Source organism: Herbaspirillum lusitanum, assembly GCF_046025995.1.
GTDB lineage: Bacteria > Pseudomonadota > Gammaproteobacteria > Burkholderiales > Burkholderiaceae_D > Herbaspirillum > Herbaspirillum lusitanum_A.
On record NZ_JAQQFM010000002.1, the window covers coordinates 55,849 to 75,583 of the forward strand.

General features: G+C 60.6%; 17 protein-coding genes. 13 read left to right on the forward strand and 4 right to left on the reverse strand.

Going from position 1 to position 19,735, the window contains the following annotated elements; genetic code table 11:
- The first annotated feature begins 93 nt into the window (after nucleotides 1-93).
- The 3 genes from PQR62_RS03325 to PQR62_RS03335 all read left to right on the forward strand — a co-directional run bounded on the left by PQR62_RS03325 (nucleotide 94) and on the right by PQR62_RS03335 (nucleotide 3,484).
- The gene (locus tag PQR62_RS03325) at nucleotides 94-921 is read left to right on the forward strand and encodes an ABC transporter ATP-binding protein (RefSeq protein ID WP_408154798.1); all 828 of its coding nucleotides are present in this window, start codon (nucleotides 94-96) and stop codon (nucleotides 919-921) included.
- 87 nt (nucleotides 922-1,008) lie between these two features.
- Nucleotides 1,009-1,878, forward strand: a complete 870-nt coding sequence (locus tag PQR62_RS03330; protein ID WP_408154800.1) for an ABC transporter permease — start codon at nucleotides 1,009-1,011, stop codon at nucleotides 1,876-1,878.
- Nucleotides 1,879-2,083: 205 nt separating this feature from the next.
- Entirely contained in the window at nucleotides 2,084-3,484 is a 1,401-nt protein-coding gene (locus PQR62_RS03335) for an MFS transporter (protein ID WP_408154802.1), read from the forward strand.
- Between the two features lie 55 nt (nucleotides 3,485-3,539).
- Here PQR62_RS03335 and PQR62_RS03340 read toward each other — a convergent pair whose 3' ends face one another.
- Both PQR62_RS03340 and PQR62_RS03345 read right to left on the reverse strand, forming a co-directional pair.
- Nucleotides 3,540-4,226, reverse strand: a complete 687-nt coding sequence (locus tag PQR62_RS03340; protein ID WP_408154804.1) for a Fe2+-dependent dioxygenase — start codon at nucleotides 4,224-4,226, stop codon at nucleotides 3,540-3,542.
- A 26-nt stretch (nucleotides 4,227-4,252) separates the two neighbouring features.
- Nucleotides 4,253-6,496, reverse strand: a complete 2,244-nt coding sequence (locus PQR62_RS03345) for a TonB-dependent receptor (protein WP_408154806.1) — start codon at nucleotides 6,494-6,496, stop codon at nucleotides 4,253-4,255.
- A gap of 465 nt (nucleotides 6,497-6,961) precedes the next feature.
- Here PQR62_RS03345 and PQR62_RS03350 point away from each other — a divergent pair, with 465 nt between their 5' ends.
- Nucleotides 6,962-7,702, forward strand: a complete 741-nt coding sequence (locus tag PQR62_RS03350; protein WP_408154808.1) for a response regulator transcription factor — start codon at nucleotides 6,962-6,964, stop codon at nucleotides 7,700-7,702.
- 80 nt (nucleotides 7,703-7,782) lie between these two features.
- On the forward strand, nucleotides 7,783-9,159 hold the full coding sequence (locus PQR62_RS03355) for a sensor histidine kinase N-terminal domain-containing protein (RefSeq protein ID WP_408154810.1): 1,377 nt from the start codon (nucleotides 7,783-7,785) through the stop codon (nucleotides 9,157-9,159).
- 135 nt (nucleotides 9,160-9,294) lie between these two features.
- Here PQR62_RS03355 and PQR62_RS03360 read toward each other — a convergent pair whose 3' ends face one another.
- Entirely contained in the window at nucleotides 9,295-10,215 is a 921-nt protein-coding gene (locus PQR62_RS03360) for a LysR substrate-binding domain-containing protein (RefSeq protein WP_408154812.1), read from the reverse strand.
- Nucleotides 10,216-10,347: 132 nt separating this feature from the next.
- On the opposite strand from PQR62_RS03360, the gene PQR62_RS03365 reads away from it, so the two are divergent.
- The 7 genes from PQR62_RS03365 (at nucleotide 10,348) to PQR62_RS03395 (ending at nucleotide 15,565) form a co-directional block, all read left to right on the forward strand.
- Nucleotides 10,348-11,199, forward strand: a complete 852-nt coding sequence (locus PQR62_RS03365; protein ID WP_408154814.1) for a transketolase — start codon at nucleotides 10,348-10,350, stop codon at nucleotides 11,197-11,199.
- Nucleotides 11,196-12,212, forward strand: coding sequence for a transketolase family protein (locus PQR62_RS03370; RefSeq protein WP_408154816.1), 1,017 nt, complete (start codon nucleotides 11,196-11,198; stop codon nucleotides 12,210-12,212). The genes PQR62_RS03365 and PQR62_RS03370 overlap by 4 nt, the downstream gene beginning before the upstream one ends.
- 42 nt (nucleotides 12,213-12,254) lie before the next feature.
- Entirely contained in the window at nucleotides 12,255-13,139 is an 885-nt protein-coding gene (locus PQR62_RS03375) for an NAD(P)-dependent oxidoreductase (RefSeq protein WP_408154818.1), read from the forward strand.
- Nucleotides 13,140-13,348: 209 nt separating this feature from the next.
- A complete protein-coding gene (locus PQR62_RS03380; RefSeq protein ID WP_408154820.1) occupies nucleotides 13,349-13,567 on the forward strand; it encodes a hypothetical protein in 219 nt (72 codons plus the stop codon).
- The gene (locus tag PQR62_RS03385; protein ID WP_408154822.1) at nucleotides 13,564-14,100 is read left to right on the forward strand and encodes a SecDF P1 head subdomain-containing protein; all 537 of its coding nucleotides are present in this window, start codon (nucleotides 13,564-13,566) and stop codon (nucleotides 14,098-14,100) included. Before PQR62_RS03380 ends, PQR62_RS03385 begins: the two co-directional genes overlap by 4 nt.
- Before the next feature lie 204 nt (nucleotides 14,101-14,304).
- Complete coding sequence (locus PQR62_RS03390) at nucleotides 14,305-14,784, forward strand: SecDF P1 head subdomain-containing protein (protein WP_408154824.1); 480 nt, start codon at nucleotides 14,305-14,307, stop codon at nucleotides 14,782-14,784.
- Between the two features lie 124 nt (nucleotides 14,785-14,908).
- Entirely contained in the window at nucleotides 14,909-15,565 is a 657-nt protein-coding gene (locus tag PQR62_RS03395; protein WP_408154826.1) for a DUF1345 domain-containing protein, read from the forward strand.
- A 111-nt stretch (nucleotides 15,566-15,676) separates the two neighbouring features.
- On the opposite strand, the gene mgtA is transcribed toward PQR62_RS03395, so the two are convergent.
- Nucleotides 15,677-18,439 carry a magnesium-translocating P-type ATPase gene (gene mgtA, locus PQR62_RS03400; RefSeq protein ID WP_408154828.1) on the reverse strand — a complete coding sequence of 921 codons (2,763 nt, stop codon included), beginning with the start codon at nucleotides 18,437-18,439 and terminating at the stop codon, nucleotides 15,677-15,679.
- Between the two features lie 865 nt (nucleotides 18,440-19,304).
- On the opposite strand from mgtA, the gene PQR62_RS03405 reads away from it, so the two are divergent.
- Complete coding sequence (locus tag PQR62_RS03405; RefSeq protein ID WP_408154830.1) at nucleotides 19,305-19,487, forward strand: hypothetical protein; 183 nt, start codon at nucleotides 19,305-19,307, stop codon at nucleotides 19,485-19,487.
- Nucleotides 19,488-19,735: the final 248 nt, after the last annotated feature.

Here is a 19,735-nt window from a genome sequence, read left to right on the forward strand (position 1 = left end):
CCGCTTCACCCTTCATTTCCGGTTTTGGTTTTCGCCTGTGACGATATCGCGCCGGCGGACAGGGATCGGCTTGCCTTCAAGAAAGAGAACCAGATGAACGCCATCAATCAAAATGCTTTCGCCAAGCCCGCCGGCAATGCGCAGCAAAGCCCGGCCATCGAGCTGGATAACGTGACCTGCCGATTCATCACCGCCGACGGCAAGGCCACCGTCGCGCTGCGCGACTTTTCGATGAGCGTGGCGCGCGGCGAATTCGTGGCCGTGGTCGGCCCCACCGGTTGCGGCAAGTCGACCACGCTGAGCCTGATCACCGGCCTGCTGAAACCGACCATGGGGCAGGTGCGCGTGATGGGGCAGCCGGTCGACGGCATCGACCCGCGCATCGGTTTCGTGTTCCAGAACGACGCGGTATTCCCCTGGCGCAGCGTGCGCGACAACGTCGCCGCCGGCCCGCTGTTTCGCGGCAAGCCCAAGGATCAGGCCTATGAACTGGCCAACGAATGGATACGCCGGGTCGGCCTCGACAAATTCGGCGACCACTATCCGCATCAACTCTCGGGCGGCATGCGCAAGCGCGTGGCGCTGGCGCAGACCTTCATCAACAGTCCCGAAATCCTGCTGATGGACGAGCCGTTCAGCGCGCTCGACATGCAGACCCGCACGCTGATGCAGGGCGAGCTGCTGCAACTGTGGTCGGCGCATGCCGGCTCGGTGGTGTTCGTCACCCACGATCTGGAAGAAGCGATTGCGCTGGCCGACAAGGTCTACGTGCTGACCGCGCGTCCGGCCACCTTGAAGAGCACCTATCCGATCGACCTGCCGCGTCCGCGCGTGATGGAAGAGGTGCGCTACGAACAGCGTTTCATCGACATCTCGCGCAAGATCTGGGCCGATCTGCGTGAAGAGGTGCATATCGCCTGAGCCCGAGTCTGAACTTGGGCGCGCAGCAAGCATGAGTAAAGGGCGCAGCAGCGCCCGCAACATCAACCGACTTTACAGGTGAGCAAGATGACACAAGCAACAGCAAGCACGGCCGCAAGCAGAACCGCAGCGCCGATGACCGACATCGCGGCAGTCGAAGCCGAAGCCCAGCGCAAGATCAAGCAACGCAGGATGCTGGTGATCTTTCTGCGGCTGGCGATTCTGGTGGTGGTCCTCGGCGGCTGGGAAGTCTCGGCCAACATGGGCTGGATTGATCCCTTCTTTTTCTCGCAGCCGTCGCTGATCGTGATCCAGATCTACGACTGGATGGTCGAGGGCACTTCGCAAGGTCCGCTCTGGACCCAGGTGCTGGTGACGCTGGAAGAAACCGTGCTGGGCTTCCTGATCGGTTCGGTGGCAGGCGTGATCGCCGGCATCGTGCTCGGCCGCAACAAGCTGCTGTCGGACGTGTTCAGCCTCTACATCCAGATCGCCAACTCGATTCCGCGTGTGGTGCTGGGTTCGATCTTCGTCATTTCGCTGGGGCTGGGCATGGCCTCCAAGGTGGCGCTGGCGGTGGTGATGGTGTTCTTCGTGGTGTTCGCCAATGCCTTCCAGGGCGTGCGTGAAGCCGACCGTTACATGATTGCCAATGCACAGATCCTCGGCGCCTCGCGTCGCCAGGTGACCATGGCGGTGGTGATTCCGTCGGCGCTGAGCTGGATTCTGGCCAGCCTGCACGTGAGCTTCGGTTTCGCGCTGGTGGGCGCGGTGGTGGGTGAATTCCTCGGCTCCAAGCAAGGCATCGGTCTGCTGATCTCGACTGCGCAAGGCGCATTCAACGCCAGCGGCGTGTTCGCCGCGATGATCGTGCTGGCGGTGGTGGCGCTGGCGGCAGACTGGCTGCTGACCTCGCTCGAAAAGCGTTTGCTGAAATGGCGTCCGGCGGCATTCTGAGCCGGCGCAGCGGGCGCCGCTGCATGATGCGGCGCCGCTCGCTACAATAGAGGCCTTCTGCTTGGCCGGCTTGTTGACTTGTTTGCATGTTGACCATCACGGGGATACCGGAGCGGAAGCTGCTCTGCTATCCCCGCGTTCGTTTAAGTGCTCGCCGCACCGACGCTGTTCCGCATTGCCGCCATCGCCCAACTCCTGACCAACAATGTCTCAGAATCCTCCGGCCTCGTCGTCTTCGTCCTCCGCCAACGATATCTCGCAAAAAGCGCTGCTGTGGATTGTCGCGGCCGGCTTCTTCATGCAGACGCTGGATACCACCATCGTCAACACCGCCTTGCCGGCCATGGCGCACAGCCTGGATCAGCCGGTGCTGGCGATGCATCCGGTGGTGGTGGCTTACACCCTGACCATGGCTTCGCTGACGCCGGCTTCGGGCTGGCTGGCGGATCGCTTCGGCACCCGCAAGATGTATTTCGCGACGATCCTGGTGTTCGTGCTCGGCTCCATCCTGTGCGCCACGGCGCATACCTTGCCGCAATTGCTGGCGGCGCGCGTGGTGCAGGGCATAGGCGGTTCCATGCTGTTGCCGGTGGGCCGGCTGGCGGTGCTGCGCAGCGTGCCGGCGGCGCAATACATCGCGGCGCTGGCCTCGATTTCGATTGCCGGGCAACTGGGGCCGGTGGTCGGTCCGGTGCTGGGCGGCTGGCTGGTGGAAACCCTGAGCTGGCACTGGATTTTTCTGATCAATGTACCGGTCGGCATTGCCGGCATGCTGGCGGTGCTGCGCTATCTGCCGGACGGCGCCATGCCCGGGACGCCGCGTTTCGATCTCACCGGCTGTGCCTTGCTGTCGCTGTGCATGGTGGCGTTTTCGCTGGGTCTGGATGTGCCGTTCGATACTCATCAGGCGGTCTGGAGCGCGACCCTGTTTGCGCTGGCCGCGCTGACGGTGTGGTTGTATTTCCTGCATGCGCGCGGCAATGAGCGCGCGCTGTTTCGTCTGGGTTTGTTCCGCGAGCCGAATTTCAGCATCGGCCTGGCCGGCAATCTGGTGTGCCGCATCGGTTCGTCGGCGGTGCCGTTTCTGCTGCCGCTGCTGTTGCAGGTGCGGCTCGGCTATTCGCCGCTGCACGCCGGCCTGGTGCTGTTGCCGGCGGCGGTGGCCGGCACCATCGCCAAGCCCTGGATTGCGCCGCTGGTCAAGCGCTACGGCTACGACACTTTTCTGCTGGTCAATACCTTATTGGTGGGCGGCTCCATCGTCTCTTTCGCCCTGATCACGCCGGACTGGCCGATTGCCATCGGCATTGCGCAACTGGCGGTGTTCGGCGCCTCCAACTCGATGCAGTTCGCGGCGATGAACAGCGTGACGCTGAAGGGTTTGAAGAGCGGCGATGCAGGCAGCGGCAACGGCCTGTTTTCGATGGTGCAGATGCTGGCCATCGGGCTGGGCGTGACCATAGGCGGCACGCTGGTGAATCTGTTTGCGGATACGTCGGGCGTGGCCAGCAATATCAGCTTTCAGCTGACCTTCGTGATTGTGGGCGTCATCACCATCGCCTCGGCATGGGTGTTCCGCAAGATGGATCCGCGTTACTTCAAATAGCCCGCAATAAGAAAAGCCGCCAGACGGCGGCTTGCAAAAAACGGCTGTGAGCGTTTCAGGTATCACTCCACTGGCGCAGCAGGTTGTGATAGCAGCCGACCAGTGTGCGCCGCGCGATGTCGTCGGCATGGGTCTGATTCAGGCGCTGGATGGCGTTGTCCATGTCGAACAGCATGCTGCGCTGAGCATCGTCGCGCACCAGACTTTGCACCCAGAAAAAACAGGCCAGCCGCACGCCGCGCGTGACCGGCGTGACTTCATGCAGGCTGGTGGCGGGGTAGACCAGCACATCGCCGGCTTCCAGCTTGGCAACGTGGTTGCCGTAGGTATCTTCGATCTGCAGTTCGCCGCCATCGTAGGAGTCGGCATCCGACAGAAACAGCGTGGCCGAAATATCGGTGCGCAGCTTGCGTCCGGTATGCGGATGAATCCGCACGCTGCCGTCGACATGCGCGCCGAAGGTCATGCCTGCGCTATAGCGGTTGAACATCGGCGGATACACGACGTTGGGCAGGGCCGCGCTGATGAAGCGCGGGTTTCTTTCCAGCGCGCCCAGAATGATCTGCTGGCATTGCGCAGCGACTTCGGAACGCTCGTCAATCTGCTGATTGAACTTGACCGGCGCGCCCTGATAGCCGGCTGTCACCCGTCCATCCACCCATGCCGGGCCGGCCTGTTCCAGCAGCTGACGTACAGCCTGAAGTTGTTGCGCGTCGAGCAGCTTGGGAATGGCGATCAGCATGGATGGATTTCTTCAGTGACAGTGAATTACATACGATAGTTGACCGACAGCATGGCGGTGCGGCCGGAGCCCGGCACCGAACGGCCGCCGTCGGACTGGATCAAGGCATCGTAATACATCTTGTTGGTCAGGTTGAACAGGTTCAGACGAATATCGTATTTAGGCTGCAGATAAGCCACCGTTGCATCCCAGCGTGTATAGCCGCCAACCTGCACGGTGTTGGTGGGATTGGCAAAGCGCTCCGACATGAACGATGCGCCGCCGCCGACCTGCCAGTGCGGCGCCACTTCATAGGTAGTCCACGAGGTCAGCGTATGTTTCGGCGTGTTGGTCGGCACCTTGCCCACCGCCGTGTCGCCGGCTGCGCCGCTCATCACCTGGGCATCCAGATAGGTATAGCCGAGCGCGACTTGCCATTGCTTGTTGATGCGACCGGTGGCGCCGGCGCGCGCGCCCTTGACGCGCACATTGCCGGCCAGTTCATACACGCCGGTGGAAACCAGGCTGCGCGCATTCTGTTTGTCGATCTGGAACACCGCCGCATTGAGCGACAGACTTTCAGCCCAATCCCACTTGCCGCCCAGTTCATACGAACGGTTCTTTTCCGGATCCAGATTGGTCTGGCCGACGGTGCCGGTCAGTTGTTCCAGCGAAGGATTGAACGAGGTGCCGTACGACAGGTAATACGACTGCGCCGCAGTCGGCTGCCAGATGCCGCCGGCGCGCACGCTCAGGAAATTGACGCTCTGATTGGCATAGGCCAGCGCGGTGTTCTTGGCGGCCGGCGCCGAGTTGATCGAATTGATGGAGTTGCTGATCTGCGCAACGTAGCGGTCATAACGCAGACCGCCGACCAGCTTGAATTGCTGATTCAGTTCCAGCGTATCGCCGACGTAGGTGGCGATGGTGTTGGCGCTGCCGCCCTGATGATTGCCGACCTGGCTGGCGACGCTGCTGCCAGCCGTGCTGTAGCTTGGATTGACGACTGAAATACAGTCGGCGTAGCCCGATGTCGGGGTGGTGTTATTGGTCAGCGCGACACCGTTGCAACTGCCGTTGCGATAGTAGTTTTGCACGTCGTAACCGTCGTGGCCGACTTCCAGGCCGACCAGCGCCTCATGCTTGAAGCCGAAGGCGGTGCCCTTGGCCGACAGTTCGGTCTGGTTGAAGATGGAGTAGTCGCGAATGCTGCGGTCATGGCTTTGCGCGCGCACGGACAGGCTTGACAGCGGCAGACTGGTGTTGCCGCTCAGTGCGGTGAAGACGCCGCCGCTGACGGTGCCGACGCTTTGCGGCGCGGTTTCCACGGCATTGGTGTGTACGTAGTTGAACTGGGTCTGGTTGCGCAACGTGATGTCAGGCGTGATCTTGTGCTTGATGCCCGCGTTCAGCGACACCACGTCCTGATCGGTATGGTCAGTCAGCAGACCGTAGGCGGTGTTGCGGTCGACATTGACCGGGTGCCCATTGACCGCCGGCAGACCGTAGTCGGGCATGTCGCGGTTATGCTGGATCAGCGTCGACAGCGTGATCTCGGTGGCGGTGCCGATGCCGGTGACGTAGGAAGCGGCCACGCCGAAATCCTGCACATTGCTTTGATTGCGCGTGGTGGCCGGACCGTTTTGCGCCATCGCCGATACGCGCACGGCAGAAGTTTCCGACAGCGGGTGGTTGTAATCGGCAGTGGTGCGCACCAGGCCGTTGGTGGTGGCCGAGGCCGAGACTTCGGTCGATTGCTTGAGGTTGGCCTTCTTGGTGACCTGGTTGATGATGCCGCCGGTCGAACCTCGCCCGAACAGCATGGAGGAGGGACCCATCAGCACTTCGATCTCTTCCATCGCGAAGGTGTCGCGGAAGTACTGGCCGCGATCGCGGAAGCCGTCCAGGTAGATGTCGGTGCGGGCCGAGAAGCCGTTCAGATTGATGTTGTTGCCGATCTGGCCACCTTCGGCGCCGTTGAGCGTGATGCCGGCGACATTGCGCAGCGCATCGGACAGCGAAGTCGCGCCCTGCGATTGCATCAGTGCCTTGTTGACCACCACTACCGATTGCGGCACGTCGTGCAGATCCGCCGGCAACTTGGTGATGGCGGTGCTGGTGGTGCTGAAGTCGTCGCGATTGCCTTCGACCAGCACCGGTGCCAGCGAACCGGCAGCGGAACTGGATTGGGCGGCGGCAGGCGCGGCCGCTTGCTGTGCATGCAGAGGCAGCGGGGCGGCGAATACTGCAATCAGTGCAGCCGCCAGCGGATTGAGGCTCAGACGATTCATAGGATTTTCGTTATGTAGATAGTTGGCGCAGAAGGAAATGAACTGGCGGGCTAATCCGGATGAAACCGTTTGGCTGGCTGGAATTACTTGTATTGCCGCGAGGAAACGAGTGGATGACGTTTGCTCGAAAGATAATGATGATTGAGATTCTCATTAGCATTTACTGCCGCTAGACTAAAGTTTCGATCTGACGTCACCCTGTCGTTTTACTGACTAATGGCTGACAGTGACGAAAATGAAACACTATTGATGCAAGTGCGTCACAAGTTGCTGGCGGCACCGGATTTTTCTCTTGTGCAGAGGACTACAATACGTCGAATGAATTCGAAATCTGTGGTCGCCTGAGCGCACTTCCTGCGCTCGACGATGTGACTGTTTCGGTTCGGTTTTGCTGCCGGTGCCGCCCCGTGAAAAGCTCGCGCGGCGCTGGTTCCCGTTCCCTGTTTTTCCTTTATCGACGCGCTTATGAATGTTCTGCTGGTAGAAGACGATCCGATCCTGACCGACGGTTTGTCGCGTGTGCTCAACTCGCATGGTTTTAACGTGCATACCGTCAACAACGGCATGGATGCATTGGCTCAGCGCGCGAGTGCGTCGGTATTTGTGCTGGATATCGGCCTGCCCGACATTGATGGTTTCGAAGTACTGCGTCGCCTGCGCGCCGCCGGCAACAACACGCCGGTGCTGTTGCTGACTGCGCGCGACACCATCCCCGACCGCGTACATGGTCTGGAGCTGGGCGCAGACGACTATCTGGTCAAGCCCTTCGCCACGCCGGAACTGGTGGCGCGCATCAAAGCGTTGCTTCGTCGCAGCAGCCCGCGTCCGGAGGAGTTATCGCTGGGCGGCCTGTCGCTCGACAACGCGACCAAGCGCGCCAGCATCGACGGCCGTCGCATCGACTTGTCGCTGCGCGAATGGACCGTGCTGGAATACCTGATGCAGCAAGCCGCGCGCGTGGTGTCCAAGCAGCAGATCATCGATGCGGTGCTGCCCTGGGGCGAAGACTTCACGCTCAACGCGGTTGAAGTCTACGTCTCGCGCATTCGTCTGAAGATCGCCGGCGCCGGCGTCGCCATCCGCACCATTCGCGGTTTCGGCTACATGCTGGAAAAGAGCGATGAGGTCGGCGACAGCGCCGAACCGGCGGCAACCGATGCTACTGAGGCAAGCAATGCCGATAGTCCGGCGGCCCCCGCAAACTGATCTGCCTCAGGCCTGATCGCCGCATCAGCGCCTGAGTTTCTCCAATGCCACAGCGGCCCGTTTTCGGCGGCCCCCTCTTCATGTCCACACCGCATTCCAGCATCCGGCGCGATCTTCTCAAATGGCTGATCGCGCCGCTGCTGTTCGTCAATCTGCTTGGCGCCGGACTCACTTACTGGCTGGCCTGGTTGCCGGCGCAGCACGCCTTCGACCAGAATCTGATGGATTCCACCTGGGCCTTGTACGCGCAGGTGCGGCACCGTCAGGAAAAGACCACCGCTGAACTGACGCAGCAGGCAGAGCAGATTTTGCGCAGCAATCACTCCGACACCACCTTCTTCGCGGTGCGCGATACCTCCGGCCAGATTGTGGTGGGCGATCGCGGTTTTCCGGCCATGGAAGAAAGCGATGTGTTCGAGCGTCCCATCAATTACGACGGCGAAATGCGCGGTGAACCGGTGCGCATTGCGGCGCTGCAGGTCCGCGTCAATCATGGTGTGATTTCGGTGGCAGTGGCCGAGACCGTGCGCAAGCGCAACCGCGCGCACTACACGATTCTGCTGTCGCTGCTGGGGCTGGATGGCGTGCTGACCTTTTTGTCGGTGGCAGTGGCGTTGGTGGCGGTGCGGCGCGGTCTGCATCCGCTGCGCGAGTTGCAGAGCAATCTGGAGCAGCGCGGCCACGGCAATCTTGGGTCCATCGATGACACCAGCGCTCCGGTGGAGCTGGCGCCGCTGATCGGCGCCATGAATGAACTGCTCGACAAGATCAGCAAGGGCGAACGCGCACAGCAGAATTTTCTGGCGGATGTGGCACATCAGTTGCGCACGCCGCTGACCGGACTCAAACTGCAACTGGAACTGGTGCAGGACCGGCATGCAGAAGATCAGGAAACCGCGCATTCGATGGAGCTGATGAATTCATCGATCGAACGCATGATTCGCCAGAGCCGCCAATTGCTGGCGCTGGCGCGTGCCGAACCGGGCCAGTTCGGTGAGCGCGGCCGCCATCTGGAAGACTTGCAGCTCGACAAGCTGGTGGAAGAGTCGATCCAGCATTTCATCGAACAGGCCGACAAGAAACAGATCGACCTCGGCTTCGATTTGCAGACCGCACGCTTGCGCGGCGACCGTTTTCTGCTGCGCGACCTGATCGACAATCTGATCGACAACGCGGTGCGCTACTCGCCGTCGCATAGTACGGTGACCGTCAGTTGTATGGAGGCGGAGGGCGCGGCGTGGCTGAAGGTGGAGGATTCGGGACCGGGCATTGCGCCTGAACATCGCGGGCGCATCTTCGATCGATTTTATCGCGCCAACGACAAGGTGGCCGGCAGCGGCCTGGGGCTGGCGATCGTGCGCGATATCGCGCTGGATCATGGCGCCGAGATCCTGGTGGAGGCGGGCGCCGGCGACAAGGGCACCAGTTTTTCAGTGCGCTTTCCGGCAGCCGCCTGAGAGCATTCAAAGGTCGCAAAACCGCTTTCACTGGCCATCGCTACCCGAATGTGGGCACTTGATTTTCCCCGGCCGCAGCGCTGATTCTTCAGTCCTGCGGCCGCTTTCTTCTCTTGATCTGATGTGCAGCGCTGCTCAGTGGGCCGGCAGCCACGAGCGTATCCACTCCATCACCACCTTCACCTTTTCCAGCCCGGCCTTGTGTCTGGGCACGCACATGAAATGCGCCGGCGCCGGCAGACCGAGATTGCCGAAGGGCATCACCAGCTTGCCCTGTTGCAGATGCTCGTGCACCAGCAGCGTGCTTTCCAGGCACATGCCGAGACCATCGACGCCGGCGGTGATGCTCATGAAGGAGCGATCCAGATGCAGGCCGCGTTCGACATCGGTTTCATCCTCCGCATAGCGCGCCGCCCAGTCAGTCCATGACACCACCGAGGTATCGTTGTGAATCAGCGGCAGCTCGATATGCGAATGCGGCTTGAGCGGCAGCTTTCGCCCCTCCACCAGCGACGGCGAGCACACCGGCACATAGCTTTCATTTTGGGCCAGGCGCTCGATCAGCAGGCCGGGTGAAGAGGGCGGCTGGCCGTACAGAATCGCCAGATCGAGACCGCTGTTGTTGAAGTCGGGTTCCTGATGGATGGCCCACAGGCGCAGATCGATTTCCGGATGCGCCTTGAGGAAGTCCGGCAGGCGCGGCATCAGCCAGATCGCCGTGAAACTCGGCACGCCCTGAATCGTGACGGCCTGCAGTTTCGAGCTCTGCTCCATGATGGTTCGCATCTCGCGATCGATCTCGGTGAAGGAGCGCTGGATTGCCAGAAACAGACGTGCGCCGGCTTCGGTCGGCACTACATTGCGCTTGATCCGATCAAACAATTGCACGTCCAGCGCCTTCTCCAACGCCTGAATGGCATGGCTGACCGCCGATGCGGTCACGCACAATTCTGCTGCTGCAGCCGCAAAATTCCTGTGCATGTAAGCCGCTTCAAAGGCCTGCAGGCCCTTGATGGAGGCTTTGCGCAGTGCGGGATAACGATGAATCTGTTTCATTGGTTGGCGAATATAAGTCGCTATTCAGAGGGTCTTCGAACTTTTAAGCTAGTTTTCGCGCGAGGTCAATCGACGCTGCTGAGGCTGCGGCGCCGCAGCGCCGCGCGCATACAACAATGACGGAGACAAGACATGCAGACACCACTGACGGGACAGCCCTTGTCCCTGGCCGAGCGCGCCTGCAACATTCGCCGGCACGCATTGCAGATGGGCGCCGTTCAAGGGCAGGGTTATGTCGGGCAGGCGCTGGGCATCGCCGATGTGCTAGCCGTATCCTATTTTCACGCGATGAATTACAAGCCGGAAGATCCGCAGTGGGAGCCGCGCGACCGCTTCCTGCTGTCGATCGGCCACTACGCCATTGCGCTGTACGCGGCGCTGATCGAAGCCGGCATCGTGCCTGAATCCGAACTTGAGACCTATGGCTCCGACGACAGCCGCCTGCCGATGTCGGGCATGGCGGCTTATACGCCGGGCATGGAAATCACCGGCGGCTCGCTCGGTCAGGGACTGACCATCGCGGTCGGCATGGCGCTCGGTCTGCGACAAAAAAAATCCAGGTCCTTCATCTACAACCTGCTGTCGGATGGCGAACTGGATGAGGGGGCGACCTGGGAAGCGGCGATGTCGGCCGGCCACTGGAAGCTGAACAATCTGATCGCCATCGTCGACGTCAACAACCAGCAGGCCGACGGCCCCTCCGGTTCGGTACTGAACTTTGAACCGCTGGGCGACAAGTGGAGCGCTTTCGGCTGGTATGTGCAACGCGTGGACGGCAACGATCTGGAGGCGCTCAAGACTGCCTTCGACCGGGCCCGCGACAGCAGCATCGACAAGCCGCGCATCATTATCTGCGACACCCTGATGGGCAAGGGCGTGCCGTTTCTGGAGCAGCGCGAGAAGAATCACTTCATCCGCGTTGACGAAGCCGAATGGCAACTGGCCCTGGATGTGTTGCAAGGACCGCAAGGAGTTGGCGCATGAATAGCATAGTCAGGAATCCGGCGGCCGGGTCCGCCCCTCAGCGGCTGAAAACTTCGGCCATGATCGCCTCCATCGCCGGCGAAGGACAGCGCACCAGGCCGGCGCCGTTCGGTCATGCGCTGGCCGCGCTGGCCGAGGTGCGCAAGGACATCGTTGGCCTCACCGCCGACCTCAGCAAATACACCGACCTGCACATTTTTGCCAGGCAGCATCCCGAGCGCTTCTTTCAGATGGGCATGGCCGAACAATTGCTGATGGGCGCCACCGCCGGCATGGCGCGCGAAGGCTTCGTGCCGTTCGCCACCACTTACGCCGTGTTTGCCTCGCGCCGCGCCTATGACTTCATCTGCATGGCCATCGCCGAAGAAAATCTGAACGCCAAGATCGTCTGCGCCTTGCCCGGACTGACCACCGGCTACGGCCCCAGCCATCAGGCCACCGACGATCTGGCGATCTTTCGCGCCATGCCTAAGCTGACCATCGTCGATCCTTGCGATGCGCTCGATATCGAACAGGCTACGCCGGCCATCGCGGCATACAAAGGGCCGGTTTATATGCGGCTGTTGCGCGGCAACGTGCCGCTGGTGCTGGACGAGTACAACTACAAATTTGAGCTGGGCAAGGCCAAGATGATTCGCGACGGGCGCGATGTGCTGATCATTTCCAGCGGCCTGATGACCATGCGAGCACTGGAAGCCGCCAGGCTGCTGCAGAAGGACAGCGTCGACGTCGGTGTGCTGCACGTGCCGACCATCAAGCCGCTGGACGTCGAAACCATCCGCCGCGAAGCGGCAAAGAGCGGTCGCATGGTGGTCGTCGCAGAGAATCATTCGGTGGTCGGCGGCCTGGGTGAAGCGGTGGCTTGCGAGCTGCTGCGCAACGGCATCGCGCCGCGCTTCCGCCACGTCGGTTTGCCGGATGCCTTCCTCGACGCCGGCGCCTTGCCGACGCTGCATGATCGTTACGGCATCTCGACTGAAGCGATGTCGGCCAGTATCAAAGCCTGGCTGTAAGCCCCCTCGGCAATAGAAGTCGCGAAAAATCAGGAGTAGAAAATGACACATACCGTTTCCTTCGTCGGCCTGGGCGCCATGGGGCTCAACAGCGCCAGGCTGCTGGCCGCTGCCAAAGACATCCGCTTGCAAGCCTTCGACCTGCGCGCCGAAGCGCTGCAGATCATCATCGAAGCCGGCGGCCAGGCTTGCGCCAGCGCTGCCGAAGCCAACCGCGAAGCCTCGCATGCGGTGATTTTCGTGGTCAACGGCAAGCAGACCGAACAAGTGATTTTCGGCGACCAGGGCTTGCACGAAACTGCGCAGCCGGGCTTGGTGATCATCTCCTGCGTCACCATGATGCCGGAGGAAGCGGCCGCGCTGGGCGAGCGCTGCAAGGCGCGCGGCTGGACCTTCATCGACGCGCCGGTCAGCGGCGGCATGGTGGGCGCGGCACACGGCACGCTGACCATCATGGCCGGCGGCAATCGCCAGAAGATCGAAGAGAGCCGTTTCATTTTCGATCTGATGGGCAACCGTCTCAAAGTGGTCGGCGAGCGCCCCGGGCAGGGGGCCATGGTCAAGGCCATCAACCAGTTGTTGTGCGGCGTGCATCTGGCCGCCGCCGGCGAGGCGCTGGCCCTGGCCGAACATGCCGGGCTGGACAAGCAGGCGGTGTTCGACGTCGTCAGCCAGAGCGCTGCGGCTTCCTGGATGCTCAACGATCGCGGTCCGCGCATGGTGGCCGATGAATACGATACCGTGACCAGCGCGGTGGACATTTTCGTCAAGGATCTGGGCATCGTCAGCGACGTGGCGCGCAGCCTGCGCTTTCCTGCGCCGATTGCAGCCGCGGCGCTGCAAAGCTTCCTCGGGGTCAGCGGCCGCGGCATGGGCAAGCTGGATGATGCCGCCGTGCTGCGCTATTACCAGGGCTTTGCCGAGTAAGAGGGAGCCAGGCGAGTCGTCGTTCGTGCAAAATACAACAGAGTTGTCGTCAAGGAAATGATCGCCAGTAGTTTCCTGATGGATATTTTTTGCTGCGCCGCCCAGTGCCGTTGATGCCGCGGCGGCTTTTTTATTGGCGGCATTTTTTGCGAACCACGCGCCATTCGCTCTGTCCAAATTGCCAATCACCTGTTCAAGACGGAGGTAGCATGACCGAGAAAGTATTGCAGAGCGGCACCCATATCGCCCGTTATGATGCGGTTGAAAAGCCGGATCACGCATTCGAGGCGCAAGTCTTTGTGCGGCTCACGCGCGAGCCCGAGATCGCCGAGACCTATATCCCGGCGGGCTTGTTTGCGACAGAAGAAGAGGCGCTTGCCGGCGCCAGGGAACGCGCAGAACGCGCATTGAAGGAGCATGAATTTTGAAGCAAATCGTACAGAATCAGCCGTATCAGAAACTCGCGACAACCTCTGCCGGTCCGTTGCAGCGTCTGGGCCGAATGGCGTTGCCGGCCGCTTTGCTGGTGCTGGCCGCCGGTCTCGCCGCCTGTAGCAGCACCGGTTCGGTGGCGAGCAAATCGCCGTTTGAATTGCGCGGCGCCACCATGACCCAGACCGAGGGCTGGACCAAGACCACCAACAGCGACGTGCCTGGTTCGGTGCTGTATCTGTCGCCGAAGATTGTGGTGAACGCCAGCGATATCCAGCGTGCCACGGCGCAGAAGGATGCCGCCGGCAATGCGATTCTGCTGGTGCAGTTCACGCCCGAGGGCAGCATGCGTCTGAACGCCGGCACGCGTGATCTGGTCGGCAAGCAACTGGCGGTGGTATTGGATGGCAAGGTGATGAATGTGGCGATGGTGCAGGCGCCGCTGAGTTCCAACAGCATGGCGCTGACCGGCTTCAAGAGATTTGACGATGCGGTGCAGGCGGCGCATCTGATCTCGACTTCGAAGTAGACACAGTCAGTTCTTCAGGCCGGCGTTCCCGCGGCATGAAATTCAAAAGATGTGATGACCGGATCCTGGTGGATACCGGTCATTTTTTTTGAGAACTTTCCCATATCGGATAAGCCATGTCTTACGTAGAGTCCATTGCTCTTGCTTAAGGCAGCTGTGTTACGGGCTTGCCTGGCGTTCTGTATAACTTGCTTGGCGGAGTATATGTTGGGATTGAAACAGTGTTTGAGATATTGGGCATACGGTCTGCTTGTCCTTGCTCAGGTCGCTTGCAACATGGTGGATGAGAGAATCCGTACCTCGGATATGACACCGTTTGAAATCCATGCCGCCAGTCGCGATGCCCAGGCTGGCTGGATACCACTCAAGGACGAGCAGGGAGTGCGGGTCTATCTTGCGCCTGAGGCGATAGTCGCGGCCGGTCATGTGCTGATTGCGAAGATGAGCGCGGACGAGGCTGGAGAGAGCTCCATTGACATCAAACTTACGCCCGAAGGTAAAGAGCGCCTGCAGACTTATAGCAAGGAGATGATCGGTAAGGAGCTTGCCGTGCTGATCGACGGCGAGCTCGTTGCCGTCTCCACAATACAGTCTGAATTGGGCGGAGTCCTCAGGGTGCCGGGCATGGCGACACCTGGAAAGAGCAAGCTGGCAATCGGCCGCATCAATTCTTTTGTGCCGTGATCCAGTTGTCGATCGTCAGCCAGTGAATGACGGATGATGTTTTCACGGCATACCCTGAAACAGGGCGGGCCGGAGGGCTGAAGCATGCTAATGTTTCAGCCATTCTTGTTTCCGGATTCCATTCATGTCGGTCGCACGTCACATCGTTCAGGTTCATCCGCGTCTGTTGGTCGCGCTCGCTGTCGGCCTGGTGGCCGGTTTTCTGATTCCCTGCGAATCGCTCATCACGCATGGCCTGATCGGATGGAATGCCGGCGTCTGGACCTATCTGCTGACCATCTGGGTGATGATGTACCGCGCCAATGCGGCGGATGCCAAACGGCTGGCCGAGGCCGAGGATGAAAGCGCGCAGCTGGTGCTGGGCATGGTCTCGATTGCCGCCGTCGCCAGTCTGGTGGCGATCTTGCTGGAACTGGCCGGGTCTTCGAAGGGAGGCGCCGACCATCACTTGCTGCGTTATGCCTTCACGGGCGTGACGGTATTCGGTTCCTGGTTCCTGATCGGCACCATCTTCACCTTGCACTATGCGCGTCTGTTCTATGCGGACGACGACGATCCGGATCATTTGCCGCTACGCTTCGCCGACGGCGAAAAGAATCCCGACTATTGGGACTTCCTCTATTTTGCCTTCACCATCGGCGTCGCCGTGCAGACCTCGGATGTCGGCGTCGCCACCCGCGAAATGCGCAAGACGGTGCTGGCGCAATCGCTGATCTGCTTTGTCTTCAATGCGGCGATCATCGGTCTCTCGATCAATATCGCGGCGGGGCTGGCAGGGTAAGCAAAACTGAATCGCACAAAGAAAAACGGGATGCAGATGCATCCCGTTTTTTTGTCCGCCTGCGCGGGGCAGGCTTCAATTGAAGCTATTCAGCTCAAGTGCCTGCCAGCTTTACTGCCAGCCGTAGCGGTTCGAGTACCAGCGCTTCATGCCCTGGATCAGCGCCGCATAGCAGACCAGAATCGCGATCAGCCAGGGGAAGTAGCTCAGCGGCAGCGCTTCCAGCTTGAAGTAGTGCGCCAGCGGCGACATCGGAATGATGATGCCGATAGCCATGATGATCAGCGTCATGCCCATCAGCGGCCACGAGGCGCGGCTCTGGAAGAAGGGCACGCGCTTGGTGCGGATCATGTGCACGATCAGCGTCTGCGACAGCAGGCCTTCGATGAACCAGCCGGACTGGAACAGGGTCTGGTGATCCGGTGAATTGGCGCCGAACACGTACCACATCAACGCAAATGTGCTGACGTCGAAGATCGAGCTGATCGGACCGAAGAACACCATGAAGCGGCCGATTTCGCCAGGATTCCAGCGCTGCGGTTTTTCCAGGAACTCCTTGTCGACATTGTCGAAGGGGATGGAAATCTGCGACACGTCATACAGCAGATTCTGCACCAGCAGATGCAAGGGCAGCATCGGGAGGAAGGGCAGAAACGCGCTGGCGATCAGCACCGAGAACACATTGCCGAAGTTGGAGCTGGCCGTCATCTTGATGTACTTCAGCATGTTGGCGAAGGTCTTGCGGCCTTCGATCACGCCTTCTTCCAGCACCATCAGGCTCTTTTCCAGCAAGATCAGATCGGCCGCTTCCTTGGCGATGTCAACCGCGGTGTCGACCGAAATGCCGATGTCGGCAGCGCGCAGCGCCGGCGCATCGTTGATGCCGTCGCCCATGAAACCAACCACATGACCGTTGTCGTGCAGCACGCGCACGATGCGTTCCTTGTGCGCCGGGCTGAGCTTGGCGAACACGGTAGTCTTCTCGACTGCAATGGCCAGTTCGGCGTCGCTCATCTTTTCCACATGCGAGCCGAGCAGCATGCCTTCCACTTCGAGGCCGACTTCACGGCAGATCTTGGCGGTCACCAGTTCGTTGTCGCCGGTCAGGATCTTGACCGTCACGCCATGCCCGCGCAGCGCGGTCAGCGCCGGCTCGGTCGATTCCTTAGGCGGATCGAGGAAGGCGATGTAACCGATCAGCACCAGGTCCGATTCATCGGCCAGGCTGTAGACCTCCTTGGTCGGCGGCAGATCCTTGGCGGCCACACCGACTACGCGCAGGCCTTCGGCGTTGAGGCTGGCGGTAGTCTCGCGGATTTCCGCCAGCAGCTCAGGGGTGAAGGGCACGATCTCGCCATTCTTCTTGGCATGGGTACAGACCGACACGATTTCTTCGACTGCGCCCTTGCAGATCAGCTCGTGGTGATCTTCGCGCTCGCTGACCACCACCGACATGCGACGGCGCTGGAAGTCGAAGGGGATTTCATCGACCTTGCGATAGGCCGAGGCGATCGCCATTTCGCGTTGCAGTTCGGCGTGTTCCAGCACGGCCACGTCCAGCAGATTCTTGAGGCCGGTCTGGTAATAGCTGTTCAGGTAAGCGTATTGCAGCACTTCATCGTTGGCTTCGCCGAGGATGCCGGTGTGGCGTTCGAGGAAGATCTTGTCCTGCGTCAGTGTGCCGGTCTTGTCGGTGCACAGCACGTCCATGGCGCCGAAGTTCTGGATCGCGTCGAGCCGCTTGACGATCACCTTCTTGCGCGACAAGGCAACTGCGCCCTTGGCCAGCGTCGAGGTGACGATCATCGGCAGCATTTCAGGCGTCAGACCGACCGCGACCGAGAGGCCGAACAGGAAGGCTTCAACCCAGTCGCCCTTGGTGAAACCGTTGATGAAAAATACTACTGGCGTCATCACCAGCATGAAGCGGATCAGCAGCCAGCTGACCTTGTTGACGCCCGACTGGAACGCGGTCGGCGAGCGGTCGGCGGCGGTCACGCGTTCGGCCAGCGCGCCGAAGTAGGTGCGCTTGCCGGTGGTCAGCACCACGGCCGTGGCCGAGCCGCTGACCACGTTGGTGCCCATGAAGCACAGATTGTCCAGCTCCAGCGGGCTGCTGGCGTCGGTGTTGGCGGGCGTGATGAATTTCTCCACCGGCAGTGATTCGCCGGTCATCGCAGCCTGGCTGACGAACAAGTCCTTGGCCGACAGCAGACGCAGATCGGCCGGGATCATGTCGCCCGCCGACAGTTGCACGATATCGCCCGGCACCAGCAGTTTGATCGGCAGTTCGATGCGCTTGGCGCCCTTGGGATGCAGGGTGACGTCGAAGTAGCGCTGCGCTTCTTCGGCGATATCGGCCACCAGGTCGTGACGCATCACGGTGGCGGTGTTGCTGACCATTTCCTTGAGCTTGTCGGCGGCCGTGTTGGAACGCGATTCCTGGATGAAGCGCATCAGCGTCGACACCACCACCATGGTGCCGATCACGATCGCGGCCTTCATGTCTTCGGTGTAGAAGGAAACGGCGGCCAGCAGGGTCAGCAGCAGGTTGAACGGATTCTTGTAGCAATGCCACAGGTGCACCCACCAGCTCAGCGGCTTTTCGTGCTCGACTTCATTGGGGCCGGTTTCGGCGCGGATGGCGTCGGCTTCCTGCTCGGTCAGACCGTCAGGGCGGGTGTGCAGACGTTGCAGCAGAGATGCGGTATCGCCGCGCGAGGCTTCCAGCAGTTGCTGCGCCAGCGTTTGCGGCACTTCCTTGGTCAGCGGCGAGCTGCGGAACATGTCCATGCCGAGGCGACGGAAGTGGCGATCCATTCCGCGGGCGCGGACGAAGCTGGCAAAGGTTTCTTTCAGCAGATTCAGATTCATGGCGAACTTCTTTTCTTGTTGTCTTCACCGGCGGGGAGGCTTGGTGAAGTGGCTTTCCGGAACGATGCATGCGATTCAATGCAAGGCGTGCATCTTCAGTGGGTCGGGCGGATGGAAGAGTCAGTACTCTAACGAGCCCGTTTGACAAATCGATGACAAATCGACGAAAAAACAATGTGGGTTCAAGGAATTCCCTGATGCATATGACGCATGGCAGCCTCCGCTTTCGGTTGGCGAAGACCCTTTCATCGATGCTTGTACGGATGCCGTAATCCCACCGCGATGGCGGACGAACGCAGGCGGCAAGCGTCATGCTTGCTGCGCCCGGCATGGCGCTGGCGTGCTGCCGGAATATGGCCAGCCAGGGCTGAAACCATGCCGAGCAGCCGCGCAGGTGCGCATGCCTGAAACGTCAAATCCGTCGCGGTTGATACGGCGATCGATCGTCGATAAGTTGTGCTGAGGGAGAAACGCTGCGCAGCGTGAACGTCAGGACTTTGTCAGAAAGTCTGCTGCGCATCGATTTGCCTTCATCTGCCAGATGCAAGATGAAGGCAGGAGAGTCCTGCTTTGATCTTGCCGTGGCTAGCCGGAAATTTTCCGGCAACAACTGTCACCCGAACAAGTGCCCATGAGAGGGACTCCAAAAAAATATGAACGGGCGGATTCTACTCTTGCGCTTAAAAACGGGTCAAGGCAAATCCGGCCGGGCGAGAAAGATTTGTGCATTCGCAACACAGACCGGCTGCGCGGACTCGCGTATGCGCGCTGCTATGCAGCAACGAATTGTGGGCGGGCAAGCTTGTTTTATGCGGCTCGCGGCCTATACTCAAATCACAAACACAACATCAAGGAGACAAGCGCCATGTCCAATCTCATCATGAACAATCTTGTGTTTTTCATCCCTATGGCCCTGGTCGGTTTCGTCATGTGCGGCGAAGTCCCGGTCGCGTCGAGATTCGTCAGGACGACGTTGAGAACATTCGGTGCGGTAGTCGGCGCGCTGATGGCGCTATTAGTGCTGGAGGCTCTGCCAGCGCTGATTTAACGAGCTTCTTCGGCTCGTTGGCCGCTCGTTGCGGCAGTGGCTGGAGCTCCGGAGGAACCGCATTCTTCATGAATTCGCGGTCAGTTTTCCCACCGGATGCTCCGCCCTTGATTTGTTGGGCCGGTGCTGCAAGCGGGGTCGTGGCACCTGCGCGGCGCCGGTCTTTTTTGCGTGGCCGAGTTGATGGCGTGCGGCATTATTCGCGCACAATGTTCTGTCACCTCGCCGATCGTGAAAATCCTGCTCAG

What these genes read in the sequence shown, in the direction of transcription:
- PQR62_RS03325 (WP_408154798.1), top strand. Translation starts at nt 94, where the DNA reads ATGAACGCCATCAATCAAAATGCTTTCGCCAAGCCCGCCGGCAATGCG.
- PQR62_RS03330 (WP_408154800.1), top strand. Translation starts at nt 1,009, where the DNA reads ATGACACAAGCAACAGCAAGCACGGCCGCAAGCAGAACCGCAGCGCCG.
- PQR62_RS03335 (WP_408154802.1), top strand. Translation starts at nt 2,084, where the DNA reads ATGTCTCAGAATCCTCCGGCCTCGTCGTCTTCGTCCTCCGCCAACGAT.
- PQR62_RS03340 (WP_408154804.1), bottom strand. Translation starts at nt 4,226, where the DNA reads ATGCTGATCGCCATTCCCAAGCTGCTCGACGCGCAACAACTTCAGGCT.
- PQR62_RS03345 (WP_408154806.1), bottom strand. Translation starts at nt 6,496, where the DNA reads ATGAATCGTCTGAGCCTCAATCCGCTGGCGGCTGCACTGATTGCAGTA.
- PQR62_RS03350 (WP_408154808.1), top strand. Translation starts at nt 6,962, where the DNA reads ATGAATGTTCTGCTGGTAGAAGACGATCCGATCCTGACCGACGGTTTG.
- PQR62_RS03355 (WP_408154810.1), top strand. Translation starts at nt 7,783, where the DNA reads ATGTCCACACCGCATTCCAGCATCCGGCGCGATCTTCTCAAATGGCTG.
- PQR62_RS03360 (WP_408154812.1), bottom strand. Translation starts at nt 10,215, where the DNA reads ATGAAACAGATTCATCGTTATCCCGCACTGCGCAAAGCCTCCATCAAG.
- PQR62_RS03365 (WP_408154814.1), top strand. Translation starts at nt 10,348, where the DNA reads ATGCAGACACCACTGACGGGACAGCCCTTGTCCCTGGCCGAGCGCGCC.
- PQR62_RS03370 (WP_408154816.1), top strand. Translation starts at nt 11,196, where the DNA reads ATGAATAGCATAGTCAGGAATCCGGCGGCCGGGTCCGCCCCTCAGCGG.
- PQR62_RS03375 (WP_408154818.1), top strand. Translation starts at nt 12,255, where the DNA reads ATGACACATACCGTTTCCTTCGTCGGCCTGGGCGCCATGGGGCTCAAC.
- PQR62_RS03380 (WP_408154820.1), top strand. Translation starts at nt 13,349, where the DNA reads ATGACCGAGAAAGTATTGCAGAGCGGCACCCATATCGCCCGTTATGAT.
- PQR62_RS03390 (WP_408154824.1), top strand. Translation starts at nt 14,305, where the DNA reads ATGTTGGGATTGAAACAGTGTTTGAGATATTGGGCATACGGTCTGCTT.
- PQR62_RS03395 (WP_408154826.1), top strand. Translation starts at nt 14,909, where the DNA reads ATGTCGGTCGCACGTCACATCGTTCAGGTTCATCCGCGTCTGTTGGTC.
- mgtA (WP_408154828.1), bottom strand. Translation starts at nt 18,439, where the DNA reads ATGAATCTGAATCTGCTGAAAGAAACCTTTGCCAGCTTCGTCCGCGCC.
- PQR62_RS03405 (WP_408154830.1), top strand. Translation starts at nt 19,305, where the DNA reads ATGTCCAATCTCATCATGAACAATCTTGTGTTTTTCATCCCTATGGCC.